Origin of the sequence: Indibacter alkaliphilus LW1 (genome assembly GCF_000295935.2) — a bacterium.
Lineage (GTDB): Bacteria > Bacteroidota > Bacteroidia > Cytophagales > Cyclobacteriaceae > Indibacter > Indibacter alkaliphilus.
The window spans coordinates 1-21,748 of sequence record NZ_ALWO02000033.1 but is presented as its reverse complement, the minus strand read 5'-3'; the positions used below and the strand labels follow the sequence as shown (position 1 = coordinate 21,748).

At 39.8% G+C, this 21,748-nt stretch carries 21 protein-coding genes, 1 tRNA gene and 1 pseudogene; 14 read left to right on the top strand and 9 right to left on the bottom strand.

What is annotated here, in order from left to right:
* Positions 1-3: 3 nt before the first annotated feature.
* Together A33Q_RS10185 and A33Q_RS10180 are read right to left on the bottom strand one after the other, a co-directional pair.
* Positions 4-1,209 carry an SIR2 family protein gene (locus A33Q_RS10185; RefSeq protein WP_009033860.1) on the bottom strand — a complete coding sequence of 402 codons (1,206 nt, stop codon included), beginning with the start codon at positions 1,207-1,209 and terminating at the stop codon, positions 4-6.
* A gap of 237 nt (positions 1,210-1,446) precedes the next feature.
* Positions 1,447-1,851, bottom strand: a complete 405-nt coding sequence (locus A33Q_RS10180; protein WP_009033859.1) for a helix-turn-helix domain-containing protein — start codon at positions 1,849-1,851, stop codon at positions 1,447-1,449.
* Between the two features lie 299 nt (positions 1,852-2,150).
* On the opposite strand from A33Q_RS10180, the gene A33Q_RS22425 reads away from it, so the two are divergent.
* Together A33Q_RS22425 and A33Q_RS10170 are read left to right on the top strand one after the other, a co-directional pair.
* Complete coding sequence (locus tag A33Q_RS22425) at positions 2,151-3,008, top strand: HEPN domain-containing protein (protein ID WP_009033858.1); 858 nt, start codon at positions 2,151-2,153, stop codon at positions 3,006-3,008.
* Positions 3,009-3,028: 20 nt separating this feature from the next.
* Positions 3,029-4,306 carry a hypothetical protein gene (locus A33Q_RS10170; RefSeq protein ID WP_009033857.1) on the top strand — a complete coding sequence of 426 codons (1,278 nt, stop codon included), beginning with the start codon at positions 3,029-3,031 and terminating at the stop codon, positions 4,304-4,306.
* 1,010 nt (positions 4,307-5,316) lie between these two features.
* Here A33Q_RS10170 and A33Q_RS10165 read toward each other — a convergent pair.
* Together A33Q_RS10165 and A33Q_RS10160 are read right to left on the bottom strand one after the other, a co-directional pair.
* A complete protein-coding gene (locus A33Q_RS10165; RefSeq protein WP_009033856.1) occupies positions 5,317-5,571 on the bottom strand; it encodes a GIY-YIG nuclease family protein in 255 nt (84 codons plus the stop codon).
* A gap of 20 nt (positions 5,572-5,591) precedes the next feature.
* A tRNA-Arg gene (locus A33Q_RS10160) sits at positions 5,592-5,663 on the bottom strand.
* 489 nt (positions 5,664-6,152) lie between these two features.
* Here A33Q_RS10160 and A33Q_RS10155 point away from each other — a divergent pair.
* The 10 genes from A33Q_RS10155 (at position 6,153) to A33Q_RS10110 (ending at position 15,781) form a co-directional block, all read left to right on the top strand.
* Positions 6,153-6,722, top strand: coding sequence for a 30S ribosomal protein S16 (locus A33Q_RS10155; protein ID WP_016255054.1), 570 nt, complete (start codon positions 6,153-6,155; stop codon positions 6,720-6,722).
* 14 nt (positions 6,723-6,736) lie between these two features.
* Positions 6,737-7,267, top strand: coding sequence for a ribosome maturation factor RimM (gene rimM, locus A33Q_RS10150; protein WP_009033854.1), 531 nt, complete (start codon positions 6,737-6,739; stop codon positions 7,265-7,267).
* Positions 7,267-7,953 (top strand): tRNA (guanosine(37)-N1)-methyltransferase TrmD, encoded by a 687-nt coding sequence (trmD, locus tag A33Q_RS10145; protein WP_009033853.1) that lies wholly within the window; start codon positions 7,267-7,269, stop codon positions 7,951-7,953. The genes rimM and trmD overlap by 1 nt, the downstream gene beginning before the upstream one ends.
* A gap of 81 nt (positions 7,954-8,034) precedes the next feature.
* Entirely contained in the window at positions 8,035-8,400 is a 366-nt protein-coding gene (gene rplS, locus A33Q_RS10140) for a 50S ribosomal protein L19 (RefSeq protein WP_009033852.1), read from the top strand.
* 240 nt (positions 8,401-8,640) lie between these two features.
* Positions 8,641-10,182, top strand: a complete 1,542-nt coding sequence (gene gltX, locus A33Q_RS10135; RefSeq protein ID WP_016255052.1) for a glutamate--tRNA ligase — start codon at positions 8,641-8,643, stop codon at positions 10,180-10,182.
* 11 nt (positions 10,183-10,193) lie between these two features.
* Positions 10,194-10,403, top strand: coding sequence for a hypothetical protein (locus tag A33Q_RS10130; protein ID WP_009033850.1), 210 nt, complete (start codon positions 10,194-10,196; stop codon positions 10,401-10,403).
* A gap of 150 nt (positions 10,404-10,553) precedes the next feature.
* Positions 10,554-13,328 (top strand): carboxypeptidase-like regulatory domain-containing protein, encoded by a 2,775-nt coding sequence (locus A33Q_RS10125; protein ID WP_009033849.1) that lies wholly within the window; start codon positions 10,554-10,556, stop codon positions 13,326-13,328.
* Between the two features lie 60 nt (positions 13,329-13,388).
* Entirely contained in the window at positions 13,389-14,051 is a 663-nt protein-coding gene (locus tag A33Q_RS10120; protein WP_009033848.1) for a porin family protein, read from the top strand.
* Between the two features lie 70 nt (positions 14,052-14,121).
* The gene (locus A33Q_RS10115) at positions 14,122-14,706 is read left to right on the top strand and encodes a NifU family protein (protein ID WP_009033847.1); all 585 of its coding nucleotides are present in this window, start codon (positions 14,122-14,124) and stop codon (positions 14,704-14,706) included.
* Between the two features lie 4 nt (positions 14,707-14,710).
* Positions 14,711-15,781 carry a DUF3810 domain-containing protein gene (locus tag A33Q_RS10110; protein WP_009033846.1) on the top strand — a complete coding sequence of 357 codons (1,071 nt, stop codon included), beginning with the start codon at positions 14,711-14,713 and terminating at the stop codon, positions 15,779-15,781.
* A 68-nt stretch (positions 15,782-15,849) separates the two neighbouring features.
* Here A33Q_RS10110 and mnmD read toward each other — a convergent pair whose 3' ends face one another.
* From mnmD to A33Q_RS10085, 5 genes and pseudogenes are all read right to left on the bottom strand, one after another.
* Positions 15,850-16,533, bottom strand: coding sequence for a tRNA (5-methylaminomethyl-2-thiouridine)(34)-methyltransferase MnmD (gene mnmD / locus A33Q_RS10105; protein WP_009033845.1), 684 nt, complete (start codon positions 16,531-16,533; stop codon positions 15,850-15,852).
* 1 nt (position 16,534) lies between these two features.
* Complete coding sequence (gene ispF / locus A33Q_RS10100; protein WP_009033844.1) at positions 16,535-17,017, bottom strand: 2-C-methyl-D-erythritol 2,4-cyclodiphosphate synthase; 483 nt, start codon at positions 17,015-17,017, stop codon at positions 16,535-16,537.
* A 172-nt stretch (positions 17,018-17,189) separates the two neighbouring features.
* The gene (locus A33Q_RS10095; RefSeq protein ID WP_009033843.1) at positions 17,190-18,431 is read right to left on the bottom strand and encodes a M16 family metallopeptidase; all 1,242 of its coding nucleotides are present in this window, start codon (positions 18,429-18,431) and stop codon (positions 17,190-17,192) included.
* A gap of 55 nt (positions 18,432-18,486) precedes the next feature.
* A complete protein-coding gene (locus tag A33Q_RS10090) occupies positions 18,487-18,684 on the bottom strand; it encodes a heavy-metal-associated domain-containing protein (RefSeq protein WP_040490364.1) in 198 nt (65 codons plus the stop codon).
* A 97-nt stretch (positions 18,685-18,781) separates the two neighbouring features.
* Positions 18,782-19,135 (bottom strand): annotated as a pseudogene (locus A33Q_RS10085) (heavy metal translocating P-type ATPase); the annotation flags it as partial.
* A gap of 114 nt (positions 19,136-19,249) precedes the next feature.
* Here A33Q_RS10085 and bshC point away from each other — a divergent pair.
* Entirely contained in the window at positions 19,250-20,821 is a 1,572-nt protein-coding gene (bshC, locus tag A33Q_RS10080; protein WP_009033840.1) for a bacillithiol biosynthesis cysteine-adding enzyme BshC, read from the top strand.
* Positions 20,814-21,380 (top strand): 5-formyltetrahydrofolate cyclo-ligase, encoded by a 567-nt coding sequence (locus tag A33Q_RS10075; RefSeq protein ID WP_009033839.1) that lies wholly within the window; start codon positions 20,814-20,816, stop codon positions 21,378-21,380. The genes bshC and A33Q_RS10075 overlap by 8 nt, the downstream gene beginning before the upstream one ends.
* The last annotated feature ends 368 nt before the right edge of the window (positions 21,381-21,748 follow it).

Genomic DNA, 21,748 nt, shown 5'->3' with positions numbered 1-21,748 from the left:
TGCTTAACTATTTGGGAGATTAATTACTATTTGTCTTGTGTTTTCCTGATTGTATGATTTTAAGTCGGGATAATTTTTAGCGAAATCCTCAAAGGTTTCTGAAACAATAGATATATTGGAATACTTTTTAGCAGCATCAATAAAAGGTTTCAGATTTTCGTTGGCCTCATCTATACTTCTATTTACAATCATTAATTGAAAACTTGGGTTTTGTTCCAGAGCCTCAACAATTGCCGTTACAATATGCTTGTCACCCAGACTAAATCCCATTGTAATAAGAAAAACATTCTCCTTTCGTAGATTAGATTGAAATCTTGACATCATTTCAAAATATGGTTGTTCATAAGAGCTTTCATACTTTGATTGATGTGGATATATCATCAACGGGCTATTTGGATTTTCTTTCTGTATGATTTTATTGTCTTGTCTTTCCCAATTTACTGAGCCGTGTAATTTATATAAATGGAAAACTTTTTGAATAAAGTTATCTTCTTCTTTTACTCTACTTTGATTTCGGGAAACAATATCGTAGTCAAAATTACGGCCACTGAATATTCTTGGTTGAGAAAATGAAAATCCATCTATGACCACGAAATTACTTTCACAAGCTGCTTGTTCAAACATTAAATCGTAATTCAATGTGAATAGCTTAAATCTCGGCAAAGTGACTTTTCGTTTAGTTATTTTGTTTAACAAAAGAGTGTGTGGTGAATTATCTGGCAAACTCAGTTGGCATGCTTCTTTGATGAAATCTTTAATTCTATTTACGCAATCTTCAATATCTATATCTGCTTTAGGTATATAAGGTATAGCTGGAGTTGCCATTGAAAGAACTTTTTCTAAATTCTTTACTATTGTACCATCTTCCCACGTTTCATTATAACCAATGGTTTCAAGTAGTTTTCGGAAAACTTCGGCAGTTAAAAGAACTTCAGCATCATCCCATAAATTAGCCATTGATTTGCCTAATTTTCCACTTTTACCCCAACCAATAGAAGAACCTGCACCGGTTAAGAGTAATAAATTTTCAAATTGATTATTTAGGGTTTGGATGTATTTATTCCTTTTTGTTGCAATTGCATAATCAATTCTATTTTCAGTGCTATCTTTGAAATCATGAAGTTTACCATCAATATAGACTTTTACATCGGAGTCATCACTATCATCATAAGCTACAGAACTATTATTGTTGAGTAAAATGTATTTCATACTGTTCACGAGTTAAATTGCATCTTATTTTATCGCCACCCAAATTAAAAAAACTCTCCCCAGATACCACCTATTCATCAAAGAAAATCAACTAAAAAATTTTGCCTTTCTATCTCTACATATAACAATCATTGGGGAAACTCACAATAAATAAAACAACCCACTTCCAAACCACAGTGGAAAAAAATCCAGTCATGAACAGAAAACAAAAAGTGTTTCCCAAAAAGGTCTATTTCCTTACTTCTCCAGCATCTTTCTCAAAAGTTCCACCTTCTCCCTTTCGGATTCCAGCAAGCGCTCGTACAGTTTTTTGTTTTCTTCCAAAGTTTCAACCCATTTTTCCATCGGATTAATATTAATCGTTGGATAATAATTATACCCATTGGACTGATCGTTGAAAGTATTCGAAATAATATTTACGGCAGCCTCTTCTGTAAAATTCTTTATCGCCTCAGCAGGAACCTTAAGCACCTCTGCCACCTGACGAAGCAGATCTTCTTCAATTTCTTCTTTTTGCTCTAGAAGACTAACCTTCTTTTGCGACCAATCCTCACCAAGCTCAAAAGCCAATACTTCCTGCTTGATGCCCATCATTTCCCTGAAGCGCTTGATATTTCTGCCGTGGTGAATGCTCTCCTTCATAGTGCGATTTTATATAAAGCCAATTTAATGATTTCTGTTGATTGTCTTTCCCAAATTTATTTTTAAATGCTTAATTAAACAAAGAAAAATAAACACTTACCACTTTCCATCCCATCTTAATCCATATCCTTCACCTTCTTCGAACGGCTTAACCTGAATAATTTATTGCCCATTTATGCCGTATAAAATGTTGAAGTGGAACCGAATATTTTATCCCCAATATCGACTAGCATATGCTGTTTTAGAATATTTTATCTCATTGCTTTCTACCAATTTGGCTTACAGAAAACGGCAGAGGCATGGATACCCAAATCACAAAAACCGACATAGATAGAAAAGCGCATTTCAATGCATTTTTGGAACTCCTGGTAGAAAAGTTTCAACCAACCCGGATCATCTCCTTTGGACAACAAACCCTCCAAAATAAGCAGAAGGGCTGTTTTGTCAAAAATAAAACCGAACAAGTGCATTGCTGTCTGCTGATCTGCATGGAGTCCTGCAACAGAATTGATTATGAAATTCAGGACTTTGTCAACCACCATTACCAAATCGGTCAAGCCACCATCGTATGTCATGGCGAAAGCACCATCCAAGAGCAGATTGAGGCCAATAACCGGTTCTTTATCACCGTCTTATCAAAGGGCAAATACCTCTATACCAAGAGTGGATTTATTGACAATCTCTTCATACCCAAGTTCAATCCTTCGAATGCACTGGAAAAAGCCGAAAAACATTTTTCATGCCGGATGGCTATGGCAAAAGGGTTTTTGGAATGTGCCAGAGATAGTCTCTCCAGAGGGAGTTATAATATCACCACCTTTTCCCTGCATCAAGCGGTAGAGCAATCCTGCATTTTATTGATCAAGATACATTTAGACTACAGATCCGAATTCCACAACCTGCACCGCTTGTTGGGGCTATGCAGAAGTTTTTCCGATGAACCCCATCTCTTATTGGTTGGAGAAAAGCCTTCCTGTAGAAGACTCTTCGATATTCTAATGAAGAGTTATGGCAAGACAAGGTATTCATTGGATTTTACTGTTTCCCAAAAAGAGGCAGAAGAGCTATTGGAGAAGGTTTCGTCCTTTATCGAAATGGTTGAATCCATGTGCCGTGTCAAGATGGATGCACTTGCAGCAATGAAAACCTCAGAATAAAAATTTTAAGACAAAATATTATGAAAAAGAAAATTCAAACTATCGATGAGAAAAAGTTCTTCAAACTGCCATTGGAAAAAGGCACTTTTTGCCTTTCGAAAGAAATCCTGAATGCCCATTCAAAATTCGGAAAACTGATAGATTACTTTCAAGTAGAAACTACCGAACTGAGTTTTAGAAATGAAATACTTACTTTATCTGTAAAGTTACCCGGCGAACCTAAAAAGCTGGTCTATTTGAAAGTTACGGAGAAGGAACTTCTGGTTAGTTGTAGTTTCGATACGGATTTTTCTTACTTGAGTCGGTATGTATACATTGCATTGCGTGAATTTATGGGCATTTCCGGAAAAGCCTACTTTGATAAATACTATTGGCCTGATTTCTTTGATCCAAAAACTGGCCGGAGTAAGTATCTTCAAATTATTAATGATAGGAGAGGGTTTGATATAAAATTAAAATCCAAATATCCATCATTTTACAAACCTGGCTATCCACTTCTTGAGTTACAAGATGATCTTGAGATCCCAAAAGATGAAATCCAGCCAAGAAGCTTAGCAGAAAATCTTCCAATTACTGACAAGGCCATAGGATTTGCGTTAGCAGACACAATCCTGAGTTCATTTCACTCAAATCATTATCCATTTCTCGTACCTCTCCATGGTGTTACTTCTAAAGACAGAGAAAAAATAAAGACTTTTGCTACTTTTCATTTGAATGAAGATGACGGCAATGAATTGGTATTGAGTCAAGACCAAAAAGAACTCTCAAAAATCTGCTTCAAAATGCGGGAATTGGCACCTGTTAGCAATTCATCTTGGGATGATACTTTTGTCCCAACCAGTGAGGAACTAGAAAAGGGTAAACAACTTTTCAAATTATGGCATCAAGCCTATAAGCTCTTGCTAACTCAAAAGTATGTGTATTTTTTTCATACCAGAGGGTTGAAGTATGTAAAAGGCAAACCAATGAGGTCTTGGATGAGACCTTGCGAATTCAAAAAAGAAACTCCTGAATTGGTTATTAAAAGAATGGACAAAGGGGATTATTTTCAAATAGAACTAGCCTTTAGGATAAAAAGAAAACTTAATAGGCTTCATTATCCCAATCTAACTTTCTTCTTAAGACCAGAAACCAACTGGCTAGAAGAGTACCTTTTAGGTAGTTTCAATGATTGGCTAGTTGTATCATTCTTTGAAAAAACAAAATACAAATTGGCTGTTTTAAAATCCCACTATAAAGGTGACTTCGAGGATTTTATAAACCAATTGGCAGAAAGGTATGAAGTCATAGATTCTTGATTTTTGCCCAACAAGATTTGCACCATGTTGGAATTCTGTCAAAAAACAACAGTTAAGGTTTGTTATAAATGAATTACTTGAAAATTAAGAATTGATGCTTTTGGGCAACGAAACAGATGTTGTGACCATACTTCCTGCTTATTTAGCCATCATTTCTTTGAAATAGATTTGACCCAAAGGCAATGGTAATTTGCAGCTTTCTATTAATAAGCCTGTATCAACTCCATATCATATCCATATCAATGCCGTATTTAAATGGATAAAACAATGACACAGCCCCATAATAAAGCATCATTAAGGGCATTTTGAATAAGGTTCTGCTATTCGGAATTTCCGCTTTATGGAATTTGTAATATCGAAATGAGTTAAAAAGGATTATGTGTATCCGGATCTTTGCACGTTGAACTTTAAGAACCAAACCATCAACTTTACTTCTAACTGTAAATTGAAACTTTGGAGGGTGGGATGAATTTTCCCGTACGTACGGGAGGCCAGCGCAGGCCTTGAGCGTGGATAGGATTCGAAATTCTTGATTTTTTGGCTACTTTTTCATCAAGGAAAAAGTAGCTTTATAATAAAATTTTGATTAGAATTTAGCATAAAGAACTGGTTCAAAATAATAAATGGCTACGTGCAGTGATGCGGATACTCGTAAAAAGGATTTAAAATCTCGTTTAACATTTATAACCTAACTACCAAAAAATAGCACTCTCTCCCCAAACAAACAAACCTATCAATTACATAGAGACGGTTCTCCAATCTTTCAATAACTTACACTCGCAACCCCAGTCAATAGTATCCATTCAATCAACACCGTTTCTTTCATCCATTTTTAGTAGCGAATATAAGTCCACCATCTAATTTTTTGACAAAAAAAACCAAGCATTTCTGCTTGGATTCGATGTAGCCTCGACACCCGCCCGTCCGACAGGTGTCATCCGGGCGGACCCGTCTGAACGTTGTCATCCGGGCGGACCCGTCCGACAGGTGTCATCCGGGCGGACATTGAACTACGAGGCTATGATTTTTTTCAAAAACCTTCTTCCTGCAGCTGATTTTAAATATTTTTCTCTTTTGATTGCTTCCTGTAGGGTTTCAAATTCCTCATAATAAACAATTTCAAAGGGAATGAAAGGTTTAATTGAAGCAGTCATGCCTGAATTGTGCTGCAAAAGTCTTTTTTGAAGATCCTTACAATGACCTTTATAAAAATAATCATGGAGCATACTTTTCAACACGTAAGCATAAAACACTCCCTTCATCATAAAAAAGTTGAGAAAGATTGTAGCCTCGACAGGAATCGAACCTGTATCTAAAGTTTAGGAAACTTCTATTCTATCCATTGAACTACGAGGCCATTTTGGTTGACTTATTTCAAATACTCTTATTTAGACTTCTTTTGTCTAACTATTTTCATTGATCCTAAAAAAATTAGACTAACTTTTATAGTGTAATCTAAAGTTTAGGAAACTTCTATTCTATTCCCGTCCGACCGTTGTCATCCGGGCGGACCCGTCAGACCGCTGTCATCCGGGCGGACATTGAACTACGAGTCCTTGTTTGAGACTTATAGAGGCGAGATGCAAGACCTTAGACTGGGAACCCGCAACTTTAGGCTTATGTCTTACTTTAAAGACTACGATTAAAAGAAGCTGCTAGAAATTAGACTTAAGAACCAAGACTCTTGTCTCTCGCTTCTCTCAATTGTGCCGCAATTTAAAGCATTCTTCTCCATTCAAGCAAATATATTCAAAGGCATTTGTGCTTTTGATTAATAAAGCCCTATCTTTGCAGTCCAAAAATCAGGATGGACGGGTTCCATCAATTCACTAAATATCAATTTAATATGGCAGTAAAAATCAGATTAGCGCGTAGAGGCAGAAAAAAATTAGCCATCTATGACGTTGTAGTAGCTGATGTTAGAGCTCCACGGGATGGACGCTTTATCGAGAAATTAGGGACTTATAATCCCAACACTGACCCTGCATCTATCAACATCAACAATGAGCGTGCTCTCAAATGGTTGTTGAACGGTGCTCAGCCAACCGATACTGTAAAAGCTATGCTTTCTTACAGAGGTGTATTGTTGAAAAAACACCTTCAAATCGGTGTCTTAAAAGGTGCTATCACCCAAGAACAGGCTGATGAGAAATTCGAAGCTTGGAAAGCTAAGAAAGAAGAAGCAATCACTGGCAAAGTAGACAAATTGACGCAGGCAAAAGCTGATGCCCGTCAGAAAGCCCTTGATGCTGAAACTGCGAAAAACCAAGCTAGACTTGACGCAATCAAAGCCAGAGAAGACGAAGCAAAGGCAGCAGCGGAAGCTGAGGCTGCAGCTCAGGAAGCTCCAGAAGCAGCAGCAGAAGGTGATGCTCCAGAAGCATCTGCTGAAGAAAGCGAAGAAAACAAAGCTTAAGATTCAAACCCGCCATGAACAAAGACAATTGTTTTCAATTGGGCTATATAGCCAAAGTTCATGGATTGCATGGTGAAGTAAGCATCGTTTTGGATGTGGATTATCCCGAAGACTACGAGGACATCAAACATATCTTTGTAGAACAAAAATCCAGACTGGTTCCTCTATTTCTTGAACATTTTGTTTTGCAGCATGCAAACAAAGTTTTAGCAAAATTTGAGGAATACGATTCAGTAGAGGCAGCATCTAACCTAGTAGGTTCGGCACTCTATCTGCCTCTTAGCCAGCTGGAAGAATTGAAAGATGATCAGTATTACTACCATGAACTCATAGGTTTTGAGGTTTTGGATCAAAATATTGGGCAAATCGGTGAGGTAAAGGTTATTTATGACCTGGAAACGCAGGATTTGCTGGGCGTAGAACACAAAGGCAGGGAAGTTCTGATACCACTTCAGGATGGAATTGTTCAGAAGGTTGATAAGGCAGAAAAGAAAGTTTACTGTCAATTGCCCGAAGGATTACTTGACATATACTTGGAAGACTGATGCACATTGATATCATCACAGTTGTGCCGGGATTATTGGAAGGGCCTTTTTCCCACTCTATCCTAAAAAGAGCTGAAGACAAAGGAATAGCCAAAGTCAAAGTGCATAACCTGAGAGATTATACCGAAGGCAAACAAAGGCAAGTCGATGACTATGCTTTTGGAGGCGGAGCCGGAATGGTCATGATGATAGAGCCCATAGCCAAATGCATTGCTGCATTGAAGAGCGAAAGGGAATACGATGAAGTGATTTATATGAGTCCTGATGGAAAAACATTTAACCAATCTATGGCAAATGAACTTTCCCTCAAGCAGAATCTCATCATCCTATGTGGACATTATAAAGGTGTAGACGAAAGGGTCAGAGAAAAGTACATCACCAGAGAAATCAGCATAGGAGACTATGTGCTTTCTGGAGGAGAATTGGCAGCAGCAGTTGTTGCAGATGCCATCATCCGCTTGATCCCCGGAGTACTCAATGACGAAACTTCAGCACTGACAGACTCCTTCCAAGATGGGCTTCTCGCTCCTCCGGTTTACACTAGACCCTCAGAATATGAAGGGATGAAAGTACCGGAAGTATTGATGTCAGGTCATCAGGCCAAAATTGAAAACTGGAGGTTTGAAGCATCGGTTCGCCGTACTAAAGAAAGAAGACCGGACCTTTTACAGGGAAGGGAAACCTAAAGGCGAGAAAAAAAGCAAGTGTAAATTGAATTTATTCAACATGTGTCGGGCAAATAGCTAGGACACAAAAAATATAAAGCTATGAGCGATCTAATTAAATTTGTAGAAGCGGAATTCAGCGAAGCTAGAAAAAAATTCCCTTCTTTCAAGGCTGGAGATACTATCAATGTTCACGTAAGAATTACGGAAGGAAACAAAGAGCGTGTTCAGCAGTTCCAAGGAACAGTTATCCAAAGAAAAAACCCTAACTCTAACGGCGAAACTTTCACAGTGAGAAAGATTTCCAATGGAATCGGAGTTGAAAGAATTTTCCCTATCCTTTCTCCATCTATCGAGAAAATCGAATTATTGAGAGAAGGTAAAGTGAGAAGAGCTAGATTGTTCTACTTGAGAGGCCGTCAAGGTAAGGCTGCCAAAATCAAGGAGAAAATCAGACATCGTAAATAAGACTTTGTCTTTGGTAAAAAAGGGGAATCCGGAAATGGATTCCCCTTTTTTCATTATACTTCCAAAAGATTGTAGGCAAAGGGTTTTGTTTTTGGGGATTTCAAAAGTCTGTAAGTGTTTAAGTGGGACTATCCCCGACCAAGTGTTGAAAATTGCCTATCTTTGCCCCCTGATTTGAGTATTAAAAATTCAACAAGGAATCTAATTTCCTGTTATCCTTAAGCAAGAAACATACGCATGATGAACAGAGAAGTACGTGTACGATTTGCCCCATCACCCACTGGTGCATTACATATCGGAGGTGTTAGAACAGCACTTTATAATTATCTTTTTGCCAGAAAAACAGGCGGTAAATTTTTGTTAAGAATAGAAGATACTGACCAGACCCGTTTTGTGCCTGGAGCTGAGGAATACATCCAAGAAGCTTTGAACTGGTTGGGAATAGATCCTGATGAAAGTCCTTGGAATCCTGGGGCTGTTGGTCCTTACAGACAGTCAGAGCGAAAGCCAATGTATATGCAGTACGCTATGGATTTGGTGGAGAAAGGCCATGCATATTATGCTTTTGATACTGCTGAGGAACTGGAAGCAATGAGACAAAGGCTTACGGCTGCAAGGGTAGTTTCTCCACAATACAATTCCATTACAAGGACGCAGATGAAAAACTCCCTTACCTTACCGGAAGATGAGGTCAAAGCGAGATTGGAATCGGGAGAGCCTTATGTGATCCGTATCAAAATCCCTAGAAAAGAAGAAGTCAGGTTAAACGACCTGATCAGAGGCTGGGTGATGGTACATTCATCGACTCTTGATGATAAAGTCTTGATGAAATCAGACGGTATGCCTACTTATCACCTTGCCAATATCGTAGATGATCACCTGATGGGGATTACTCATGTCATCAGAGGAGAAGAGTGGTTGCCTTCGGCTCCGCTGCACGTATTGTTGTACAGGTATTTTGGATGGGAAGATACCATGCCTGAATTTGCCCACCTTCCGCTTTTATTAAAGCCAGATGGTAATGGAAAGCTTTCTAAAAGAGATGCTGACAAGCATGGTTTCCCAGTATTTCCTATGGATTGGAAAGATCCTAACTCAGGAGAAACAGCCATGGGGTTCCGTGAACAAGGTTATCTCCCGGATGCATTCCTTAATTTCCTTGCATTTCTGGGATGGAACCCTGGAGATCACAGAGAACTCTTTACCATGGAAGAATTGATTGAGGCCTTTTCTATTGAGAGAATCGGAAAATCAGGGACAAAATTCGATATCAATAAAGCTAAATGGTATAATGAGCAATACCTAAGAGCCAAACCTGATGAAGATCTTGCCAAGTACTTAGTCGAAGATCTTCAGGCAGAGGGCTTAGTTGTAGATGAGTCAAAAGCCGCTCAGATTGCACATATCATGAAAGAAAGAGCAACTTTCCCGGCAGATTTGTGGAAAGAGGGAAAGTTTATGTTTGTAGCTCCAAATACTTTTGATGAAAGTGTCGTTTCGAAGAGGTGGAACAATGATGCAGTAGCTGTGTTGACTTCGTATGAGGAAAAATTGTCAGCTTTTGCCGACTCTTTAAGTCCAGAATCTGCCAAATCCTTACTGGAAGAAGCGGCGTCAGACAATGGCATCAAATTGGGTAAGGTTATGCAGGCAGTAAGGTTGGCAGTCACAGGAGTGGGTGCAGGTCCTGACCTCATGGCTGTTTTCAGTATCATTGGGAAGGATGAACTTATTAGCAGAATTCGCTTTGCTTTAAATAACCTTGAGGTAAACACTCCGTAAATTATCTTATTATGGCTAAAAAATCCAAAAAAGACGAAAAGCCCAAAGTCCACAAAGACTTGGATGGATTCAAAATGAATATCAATTCCTTTGGAGAGATCTCCAGTTCTTTCCCGATTGATAAGCTGAATGAATTCCTGAATAAAAATGTGGAAGATAAGAAGCTGAAAGACAGAGAAGATATAGATGATATCAAAAAAGGAAAAGATAAAGAGCAGTAATCAAAAGCCGGGAATTTCCCGGCTTTTTCTTTTTGGCAGGGTTTTTAAAAAACATGATTATTTTGACAAATTTTTTTAATTAAGTATGTAGAAGCTTTTAGGACTTTTACTTTCAATTCCCTATATTTCAGACTTATTAATTAGTTTAATATGAAAAAGTTGATTTTTACACTGCTCTCAATTTTTGTTTATGCGCTTGCATTTTCCCAGACCGGTTCTATTTCTGGAATTGTTACAGATGCACAGACAGGAGATCCTCTTCCTTTCTGTAACGTTTTCATTAATAATTCAACCATTTCTACCACCACTGATTTTGATGGGAAATACCTCCTGCAAGATGTTCCTGTAGGGGATTTTGAATTGGGTTTTTCTTTTATGGGCTATGAAGCGACGCAAAAACCTGCCTCTGTGAAGCCCAATGGACAACTCACTATTAATGTGAGCCTTAAGTCCTTGGAGCAGGAGCTCAGCGATGTCGAGATCAAGGCCAAAAGAGACAGGTCCTGGGAAAGGGATCTGAGAAGATTCAAAAATTACTTTTTGGGTACCGATGATTTGGCTGCTCAATGTGAAATCCTCAACCCTTGGGTTATTGATTTTCCTGAGGATAATTCGAATAATAATTTCAGGGCAGAAGCTATTCAACCAATCGAAATTGAAAACAGGGCCTTAGGTTATCTGCTTACTTTTGACCTGAAGCAATTTCAGTATACTTCTCAATACCATATTATCGCAGGAGCCCTCAGGTTCTCGGAACTTGAAGCCTCTGATGCAAAAACCAAATCAAATTGGGAAAGTAACAGGCTGGATACCTATTTGAAATCCCCTGCGAATATGTTTAGGGCGATGCTAGAAAATCAGCACAATCAGGAAGGATTTTTTCTTTACGGAGATAAGCCGGGGGGCTCAGAAAGCAGAAACCTGCGATCTGATATTTTCGCTAATGAATTGGGAAATTCTATTGTGGAATACAAGCCGGATAACCTGGTCCAAGAAGGAAGACGTCCTGGAGAGTACAGGATTTACCTGAAAGGAAGGATTGAGATCCATTATGAAAAGGGATATTCGAATGTAAATACCTATCGGGATGCGCCTTATCCTATTTCTTGGTTGGAAGTCAATGGGAACTATGTTCAGGTCAATTCCAATGGAATGGTTCTAAATGAAAAGGATGTTACTTTTTCTGGAGATATGGATAAGAGAAAAGTAAGCACCATGCTGCCTTTTGATTATAAACCGAATCTGACTGACCGACTCCAAAGACAAATGGTAAGAGATGCTGGCAGCTTGCAGGAGAAAGTTTATCTTCATACTGACAGGGCTTTTTATTATCAGGGAGAGCCCGTTTTCTTCAAAGCATATTTCAGATATGCCAATCCGGATTTTAAAAGAGAACTCAGTAAAATCCTTCACGTGGAATTAATCTCAGCTGAGCGGGATATTCTTTTAAAGAGAAAATACAAAATTGAAAATGGCATGGCTGTGGGGGAATTTTATCTTCCTGATACTCTGCAACAGCATGAATACTACATTAGGGCTTATACCAGCTGGAACAGAAATTATGGACCGGATTCTTACTTTGTCAAAACTTTACCGGTATTGAGCCCATTCGACAGAATTTTATCCACAGAAGGGCCTTCTGAAGAGCAGGGTGAAATAAAGGTTTCTTTTTTGACTGACAGAGAACAGTACGGCCAGCGGGATAAAGTTAAGGTGGAACTGTCCTTGGAAGATGCTGAAGGAAGGTCGGTGCCAGCAAATTTATCCGTTTCGGTACGGGATACATACTATGCTACTTTGTTTCCAGAGCCGGTTACAGTGTTGAATGGAATGGATTTCGTCAATGTACCAGATCATATCACTCCTGACAAATTCACCTACCCTTTAGAGACATCTTGGAATGTGGAGGGGAAGTTTATGAATGATAAAGGGAAAGGTACAAGTACCCCTTTTACAGTTTTCCTGAACAACTTTGAAGGTTCTTTTGATCTTGAGTCTGATAAGGATGGTAATTTTCAAATGGAAGAAATGGAATTCTATGGTCCCATGGACTTTTCATTTATGGCGCTTGACAAGAAAGGGAAAGGTTTTGGGAAATTTGAACTTGTAGAGAAATTGAATCCACCGTTTTTTGTGCCGGCTCATTTGTCTATGCCTGATATTTCTACTACTTCTAGCTCCATTTTTACTTATTCTGCCTTAGAGGAGGAAACAATTCAACTTGAACAAGTGGAAGTGGCTACAGAGAAGGAGTCTGCCAGTTCCTCTGCCATTTATGGCCGTGCAGATTATGTAGTCAGCGGCGATAACCTCAATAGAAACGGGACTGTAATGGATCTTTTGATGAGTCTGAAAGCACAGGTGCCGGGTATGAATGTGACGACTACCCAAGAGATCAGAATTAGGGGAGGGGCGCTTTCTTCCAACCTTTCTATGGAGCCATTGGTCATGATAGATGGATCAGCAATGCCTTCGGGTCCTGGAGTTTTGGCTACTAATAATATTGCTACTGTCAACCCAAATGACATTGATAGAATAGAGGTAGTGAGCAGAACAAGTTCTATGATGGGAGATCTGGGTAGAAATGGAATTATTGCCATTTACCTGAAAAGAGGAATCAGTCAAACCCCCATGCTTTCCAGCGGTTCCCCAGGAATGAGCAATATGGTCATAGAGGGTTTTGGAATGCCAAGCAATTATGTGCCTTTTGATTATTCTACAGCCGAAGAACTTCCAGAGAAAGATGAGCGCGTGACCCTTTATTGGAACCCTTATTTGGTGACTGAAAGTAGCACAGGAAAGGTAAGTATTGAGTTTTATACCAATGACACTTCAAGTCCCAAATTCTTGGTCGTGGAAGGCTTGGATATCAATGGCAACCCCGTGAGGGGCACCTTGCTGATTCCAATTGCAGCAGATGAGTAAATATTGTCTGTATAAATCTGATAGGGAGCGGATAATTCCAAAGTATCCTTAATTTTGGGCATGCGTATCAGATACATTTGTCTTTTCCTCTTTTTCATGAGTACTTTCTCTTCAATATCAGAAGCTCAGACCAGTTTTGGTTTCAGGGGAGGAGCTTCTGTTTCCTCTGTGAGTTATAGGTACCAGCTTGGGAGGCCGATTCAGTTTTCTGATGGGGTTACTGCGCAGACTTATGCATTTGTTTTGGAGCACTTCGGTCAGAAAAATGCGGGTCTCCAACTGGAGTTTCAATACATCACTCTAGGATTCAACCAGGAGAATGATCAATTGGCGGTAAATAGAACAGAATTTGATTACCTCAAAGTCCCATTGCTTTCTAATTTTTATTTTGGAAGGTCTGGAAGATTTCATATCAAACTTGGCCCTCATATTGGATATCTTTTGGATGCCCGGGATGTATCTAGAGAGTTTGATGTAGAACTGACAGAGTTGCCAACCTATGGACAACCGGGAGATGATCCCAAACGGCTGATGTATGGCCTTTCTATAGGTGCAGGAGTTTCCAAATTATTTGGAAAGAGTACCTTGGCTTTGGATGGCAGGTTCGCCTATGAATTTGGTGATCAAGAGTCTCAGGACAGAATTTTTGACCTCAATATCACTACTTTGGAGTTTACATTGACCTACCTTTTCCAAATCAGAGAAGCTAAATGGCAAAAGTAAACTTCAAAGGAACTATTCCGCTGTGATATCAGTATTTATGTCATAACAATATTCAGAAATCGAAAAAATCATGCTACAAGCACAGAAAAGACCTGTACATATTTACATGGAAGCCAATCCAAATCCGAATTCATTAAAATTTGTGGTGAATTTTATGTTGGCAGATGATGGAATTAGCTTTGATTATCCCGACGCTGCAAGTACGGAAAACTCGCCTTTGGCTAAAGAGTTGTTTAATTTTGCGGCAGTGGACAGGGTTTTTATTGCATCAAACTTTGTCACTGTGACCAAAAAGGCAGAAGTGGAGTGGGCAGAAATTCAGGATTTCCTGAGAAATCATATCAAGTCTTACTTGGAGTCAGGCAAGGCTGCTGTACAGGCTAATTTTGACAAAGATCCTTTGTTTGATGAAAATGACTCAGAAACAGTAAAAAAAATCAAAGGGATATTGGATGAATATATCAGACCGGCGGTAGAGCAAGATGGAGGCGCTATTGTTTTCCACAGTTTTCATGAAGGGATAGTCAAAGTTTTGCTTCAGGGCAGTTGCTCAGGATGCCCCTCCAGCACTGTTACGCTCAAAGCAGGAATCCAGAATTTATTGACCAGAATGCTTCCGGACGAAGTAAAGGAAGTTCAGGCAGAAGGGGTTTGATATAGTGTTGAGAGGAAATTGGACTTGGACGATTTTAGGCCTGATCAGTTTACTGGTCAGGCATTTTGCTGTTAAATATCCCGAAAAAACAGAAGAAATCTATTCCAGGTCTTTTTTTCCCGGCATTAGAAATATCATTGATAAGACAGTCTCACAATTGCCTTTTGCCACGGTTTATATTTTTGTGGCCGCAGTCATTGTGGTGATTGCTTATTTTATCTATAAATTTATCCAGATTCAGGGCTGGAAGTACAGGTTAGGCTTCAGTATCAGATCACTTTTCAATGGATTAGGTGCTTTGGTTTTTTTGTTTCTGATCCTTTGGGGCTTCAATTACCAGAGAATTCCGATTTTTCAACAGTTAGAACTCAAGCCTGTACCTTTGAATGAAACCCAGTTGATCCAAGAGCTTGAATTGACAAGGAATATCAGCAATCAGCTTCGCTTTAATATCAGCGCTGATACATTGGCGATAGAGGAGATCATGGAATACCCGGATTTAGAAAAACTGGTCAGGGCAAATATGAGGGAGAATCTTTACATCTTGGGCCTGAATTTTACCGGTGAACCAAGAACTAAACAGTTTTATCCTGCTGGTTTTATGAGAAGGATGGGGATTTTGGGGATCTACTTTCCTTATACCGGGGAAAGCTATATTGACCCTACTTTGCACCCTCTGGAAAAGCCCTTCACGATAGCTCATGAAATGGCGCATAGCTATGGGGTGACTGACGAAGGTGAGGCCAACTTTATCGCATGGGTAATTTGTTCCAATTCTGATGATGCTCTTTTGCAATATTCGGGTCAATTGAGACTGCTCCGCTATCAGATGAATGATCTGTACCGCATGTCAAAGGAGTTATACAGTCACTTCTACAAGACTTTGCCTGCCGGTATCAAAAACGACCTGCTTTCAATCCAGAAAGCTCAGCAAGCGATCAAGCCCATCAATTTGGAACTGAGCAGAAAATCCAATGACCTATTTCTCAAAACACAGGGTGTAAAAGCCGGAGTCAACAGTTACCAACAACTGCCAATGCTCGCTTTTGCTTGGAGAAATAGGTTGAATGAGTAGGTCATGCTGAGAAATAAATAAAATGGTGTTCAAATTGATTCAGATAGGCGTAAAATCAAATTCTGATATCACTTCTTCCAGCCTCTTGTCATCTCCTTTTTTCCAGGAGGGCCAGGTAAGGTCTCTACCTGCAAACCCAAAGCCCCTAAATCTCTTTTTACCTGACCTTTTGCACAATAGGTGGTAAATGAGGCACCTGGATTCATAGTTTCGGTTACTTTGCCCAGCATTTCTTTGGTCCATAGTTCAGGTTGTTTGTTTGGGGCAAAAGCATCAAAAAATACCACATCTGAAGGATACAAAACTGCATCTTCAAGCGTGCAGCTATCTTTTTTCATATTGAAATACTCAGACATGATTACACCTTCATTCCATTTTGCTTCATGAAGTCTTTGAAAATAAGGGGCGTAATGGTAGATGGTTTCGTCTACTTCTGTGTAATTCAATTGGGAGTAAACTTCTTTTTCCAATGGGAAGGGTTCAATGCTATGGTACAAGACAGGCACTTTATATTGCTCCGCCCAGACTAAAGTGAGCCAGGCATTTAATCCAGTTCCAAATCCAACCTCAAAAATCCTGATCGGGAAACGGTCGGAATTTTTGGAGTACCAAGCTTCTAAGCCGTACAACATAAACACATGCACTGACTCTCTATAGGCTCCGTGAAAGGAGTGGTATGTTTCATTCAGTTCAGGTAAAAACAAAGAATGCGAACCGTCTTCTGTGGTGATGATCTTTACTTCTTTTCCCATATTACACTTTATAAATCAAGGCAACACAATAAGCTGAAACTCCTTCCTCTCTACCTACAAATCCCAACTTTTCCGTGGTAGTCGCTTTTACAGAAATCTGACCTTTTTCTACTCCCATTACTTCAGCAAGACATTCTTTGATGGCAGGTATATGGGGCTTAAGTTTTGGCATTTCCAAGCAGACCGTACTGTCGATATTGCCGACTTCAAAGCCCTTATCACGGATCAACTGCATTACCTCCCCGAGAAGAATTTTGCTGTCAATACCTTTGTATTTCGGATCCTTGTCAGAAAAATGAAAGCCAATATCCCTCAAGTCTGCTGCACCCAACAATGCATCACATATCACATGGATGAGCACATCAGCATCAGAGTGTCCAACAGCTCCTTTTTCATGATCCAGCTTGATACCCCCTAGCCAAAAATCGTATTCTTCCCTAAGTTGGTGGACATCATATCCAAAGCCTATCCTAAAATTTGTCATTATTTATACTAATAAGGTTGATTTAATATTAAAATAGTGTAGAAATACTTTGAAATAAATAGAAATTAGATGGAAATACAGATGAAATAAATAGAAATATTGTAGAAATATTTCCACCATATTTCGCAAAGCATATATCTACCATATTTCCTCTCTATTTCCTTTTAAATGATTATTCCCCTTTAGACTTATAATAAAGCACTGAGGAATTTTCTTCTTTTAATATGGCGTTTGCCCATTCCATAATCTGAGTTGAGGGAATTTGGGTTTTCTTTTCATACTCAGTCTGATAAAGGTCAGGATTTCCCAAGTGTGCATAATAGGCTAAACTCATTGCCCGGTTCAGCAGCTGTACAGATTCATACGTTTTCATGGCTTCGGCCTGATTTTTTACTTTGGTCAGCATGCGATCCTCAATGGTGGATTGCAAAAACTCCAAGATCAAATCATCCAGCACTTTTTCCGCTTTTTCCGCACTTTGCCCTTTCTCCATTTTTCCCGAAAATACCATCAATCCCGGATCTACTGTACCGAGAATGTAGGCTCCCACCGAGGCAAAGATATGACCATTTTTGACGAGTCGTTGTTCCAATAGAGAAGACCTTCCAAATCCGATAATATCTGTAATCAAATCCGATTCCAGATAGCCATCCTTTAGCTTTGCTGGCATGTGGAATGCCTTGTACAGAGCATCTGTGGGTACATCTGCCATAACTGTCTTGGCCTTTTTGGATGTTTGTGGCAATTCTTGGGGTACTGTTTTTTTCGGAATATGACTTGAAGGAATGTCGGCAAACCATTTTTCAGCCAGGTACTTGACTTCTTCAGCTTTAATTCCACCTGCCACGACCAAAACAGCATTGTCGGGGCTGTAATGACTGAGATAAAACTCCTCTATGTCAAGCCTTTTGTAATTTACAATATCCTCTATTTCTTTTCCTATAGTGGGCCATTTGTAAGGATGAGTATCAAAAGCCAAATCCCGAAGATGATGGAAAACATCTCCGTAAGGTTGGTTGAGGTACCTTTGTTTGTACTCTTCTATGACTACTTTTCTTTGAGTCTCGATGGTTTTTTCACTGAGGTTCAACTGAAACATCCGGTCTGATTCCAGCCAAAATGCTGTTTCCAGATTGACTGCAGGAAGCGTGATGTAATAATTGGTGATGTCTGTATTGGTAAAAGCATTGCAAGAACCTCCTACCTTTTCAAGAGCGGCATCGAATACAGGCACGTTCTTGGAACTTCCAAACATCAGGTGTTCGAAGAAATGTGCCAAGCCGGTTTTACCGGGTATTTCATTCCTTGAGCCTACTTTGTAGAGCAAATTGACTACCGCTATCTTGCTGCTAGGATCTTCATGAACCAGCACTACAAGGCCGTTTTGCAGAACAATTTTTTGGTAGTTGATCATCTTTTATTTTGGGCAAAGCTAAGAAATTAAAGCTATTCGGATGGGTTTTGTTTGATCAAATCTCCTCTCCCCGATACCCTGCTTTTTCCAGGGCCTTTGTCACTCTGTCTGCAGACACCTCACCCTGAATCGTTAAAATTCTTTCCGGATGGGAAAGATCAACCTCCCATTTGGTGTTTTCCAATTTGTCCATTTCCGGCTTTACAGCAGCTACGCATGCTCCACATTTGATATTTGTTTTGAATTTTTTCATGGTTTTTATTTTTTGGTTCATGCCAAGGACCCAAAGGTGCAAAGAATCTGAGAGAGAATTTCTTGCAAGTGCAAGTCTTGAATCTCTCATCTCTCCTTCACCTTCTCAATCTCAAACTATTTGTTACTACAGATACAGAAGAAAGTGCCATTGCTGCCCCAGCAAGCATAGGATTCAGTAAAAACCCCGAAACCGGATAAAGAATTCCTGCAGCTATGGGGATTCCCATCACATTGTAAACAAATGCCCAGAAAAGGTTTTGGCGGATTACCTTTACTGTCTTTTTGGTCAGGGCAAGTGCTTTTGGTATTTGGGTCAAGTCTGATTGGACCAATGTGATTTCTGCCACATCCATGGCAATATCTGTCCCTTCCCCCCTAGCTAAACTCAAGTCTGCCAAAGTCAAAGCCTCCGGATCATTGATGCCGTCACCAAAAGCTATACGCTTTCCACCGCCCTACAAGTATGACCACTCTTGTAATTCGAATTAAATTACGAACTTTATCATTTGTTGGGTAGTTAGAAACCTTTGTACCTTCAAAACAAACACTGAACCCTTGATTCCATGAACAAAAACACTGTTGACCCCGCGTGTACCGGACAGTTTTCTCCACTTTTTTTGGATTATCTTGGAAAAAAAAATACACTTAGCCCTTTTTACAACCAATTTCCGGATCTGGAAAACTTCCGGAACCTTACCGAGGCAAAGAATTTTCCGGAAAGTACCAGAAAAATCCTCTCTGCTTCTATCAAAGAACAATACTCCGGCATGGATATTTCAGAGGTTACCCAGCAACAAATAGAAAAGCTTGGGGAGGAAAATACTTTTACTGTAACCACTGGGCATCAGTTGAACCTGTTTACTGGTCCCCTTTATTTTATATACAAGATTGTCTCTACGATCAATCTGGCAGAAAAATTAAATCAAGCTTACCCGGAGAGTCATTTTATCCCTGTGTATTGGATGGCTACTGAGGATCATGATTTTGAGGAGATCAATTATTTTAAACTGGATGGAAAAAAATATCAATGGAACACAGCACAATCAGGAGCAGTTGGGGATTTTTTACTAGACAAGAGCTTTAAGGAGTTTTTCAGGTCAGTACAGCATTTTGTTCCCGACTTCTTCCAAGAGGCCTATTTGGAATCCAAGACCCTTTCAGAAGCTGTTAGAAAATATGTCCACACTCTTTTTGGAGAAAGAGGGCTTTTGATCGTTGACGGTAAATTGCCTGAATTGAAAAGATGTTTTAAGGAAGTTATTCAGGACGATGTGCTCAATCATAAGGCAAATGAACTATGTGGATCCCAAACCCAAAAACTGGAAGAACTTGGGTATAAAAGCCAGGTTTTCCCACGGGAGATCAATTTCTTTTACATGGTAGAGGGGCTGCGGGAAAGAATAGAAAAAGTGGGGGACATATATAAGGTGTTGAATACAGAAATTTCTTTTACTGAAAAAGCGCTATTGGAGGAGGTTGAATCCCATCCAGAGCGCTTCAGCCCCAATGTAGTATTGAGGCCACTTTATCAGGAAATGATTTTACCAAATATAGCCTATCTGGGCGGCCCTGCTGAAGTGGCATATTGGCTGCAGCTCAAAAGTATTTTTGATCATTACCAAACTCCGCTTCCGGCTATTATGCCCAGAAACTTCGCTTTGGTATTGAATACATACGCACAAAGAAAAGTCAGCAAGCTGGAACTGTCCGAAGAAAGGTTGTTTGAAGATTTTCTTTTATGGAAAAAGGAATTTGTGAAGGAAAATGCTGCAACAGATATCAGCCTTTCGGAAGAAAAAGAGTCTTTGCACCAATTGTTTTCTCAAGCTTCCTACAAAATCACCGATCTTGAAAAGAGCTTGGCTGATGCTTTTGCGGCAGCAGAAGTCCGTGCCCAAAAAATTCTTGACCAGCTTGCTACCAAGGTTCGCAAAGCAGAGGAAAAAAAGCTTAGTAATCAAATACGCCAAAGGGAAGAACTCCTTATTTATATGAACCCAGGGGGGAGTCCACAGGAAAGGGTAGAGAACTTTATGAAGTTCTACCTGGAGGATGAGGGTTTTGTGGAAAGCTTGTATGAGTTATTTGACCCTTTGGATTTTGGGTATATGATATTGAGAACAGGGCATGAATAAGCAAGAGCTTAGAAAGGAATTTAAAGAGAAGAGAAAAGCCTTGCCTGAAGGTGAAGCAGGTAGGTTATCAGAACTGATAGCAGGACATACAATTGAACTTTTAGGAGCACATCCTGAGTGGAGGCATATTCACCTTTTTTTGCCTATCAAAAAAAACAGGGAAGTGGATACTTTTCCGATTTTGACTTATCTAAGGGGAAATGGGAGCCAGGTTTACACCTCATATATCAAGAGTGGGGAAGAAGGAATGCTCACCTTGAACATTACACGGGAAATTGATTTGGCCACCAATGAATTGGGGATACCTGAGCCGGTGATAAAAAAAACTGTTTCCCCGGAAAAAATCCAGGTGGTCTTGGTGCCTCTTTTGGTGGTTGATCGTATGGGTAATAGGTTAGGTTACGGCAAGGGTTTTTATGATAGGTTTTTTAAAAGTTTAGGAAGTGATGTATTTAAGCTTGGGTTGAGTTTTTTTGCCCCTGTGGATCAGATCAGGAGTGAAGCCCATGATGTGGCCTTGGATGCCTGTGTGTTTCCGGAAGGGGTGGTGGTGTTTTGATGGGGGGTAAGTAGGATACGTTCTATTGGTAGTAAGTGTGCTCAGGATTGCGGGACCGTCCTGTAGGGGCGGCCTATTTGTTTTTTGGGCAAGCCCTACAGGCTTGTTGGGTTATTTGTTGCAATTCTCTACCAACAGGCAAGCCCTACAGGCTTGTGATCCCTCCTCGGAAGGCAGTTTCTTCCAATAGGAAGTCCCTCTGGGACTTGTTGGTTGATTTGGGATTCTGACTAATTGGTAAACTTATGGGTTATGATAAATGTGCTGTAGGCACATCCTATCGGTAGCAAAATGACATCTAAGTCTGAAATACCGTCCTGTAGGGGCGGCCTATTTGTTTGTTGGGCAAGCCTTACAGGCTTGTTGGG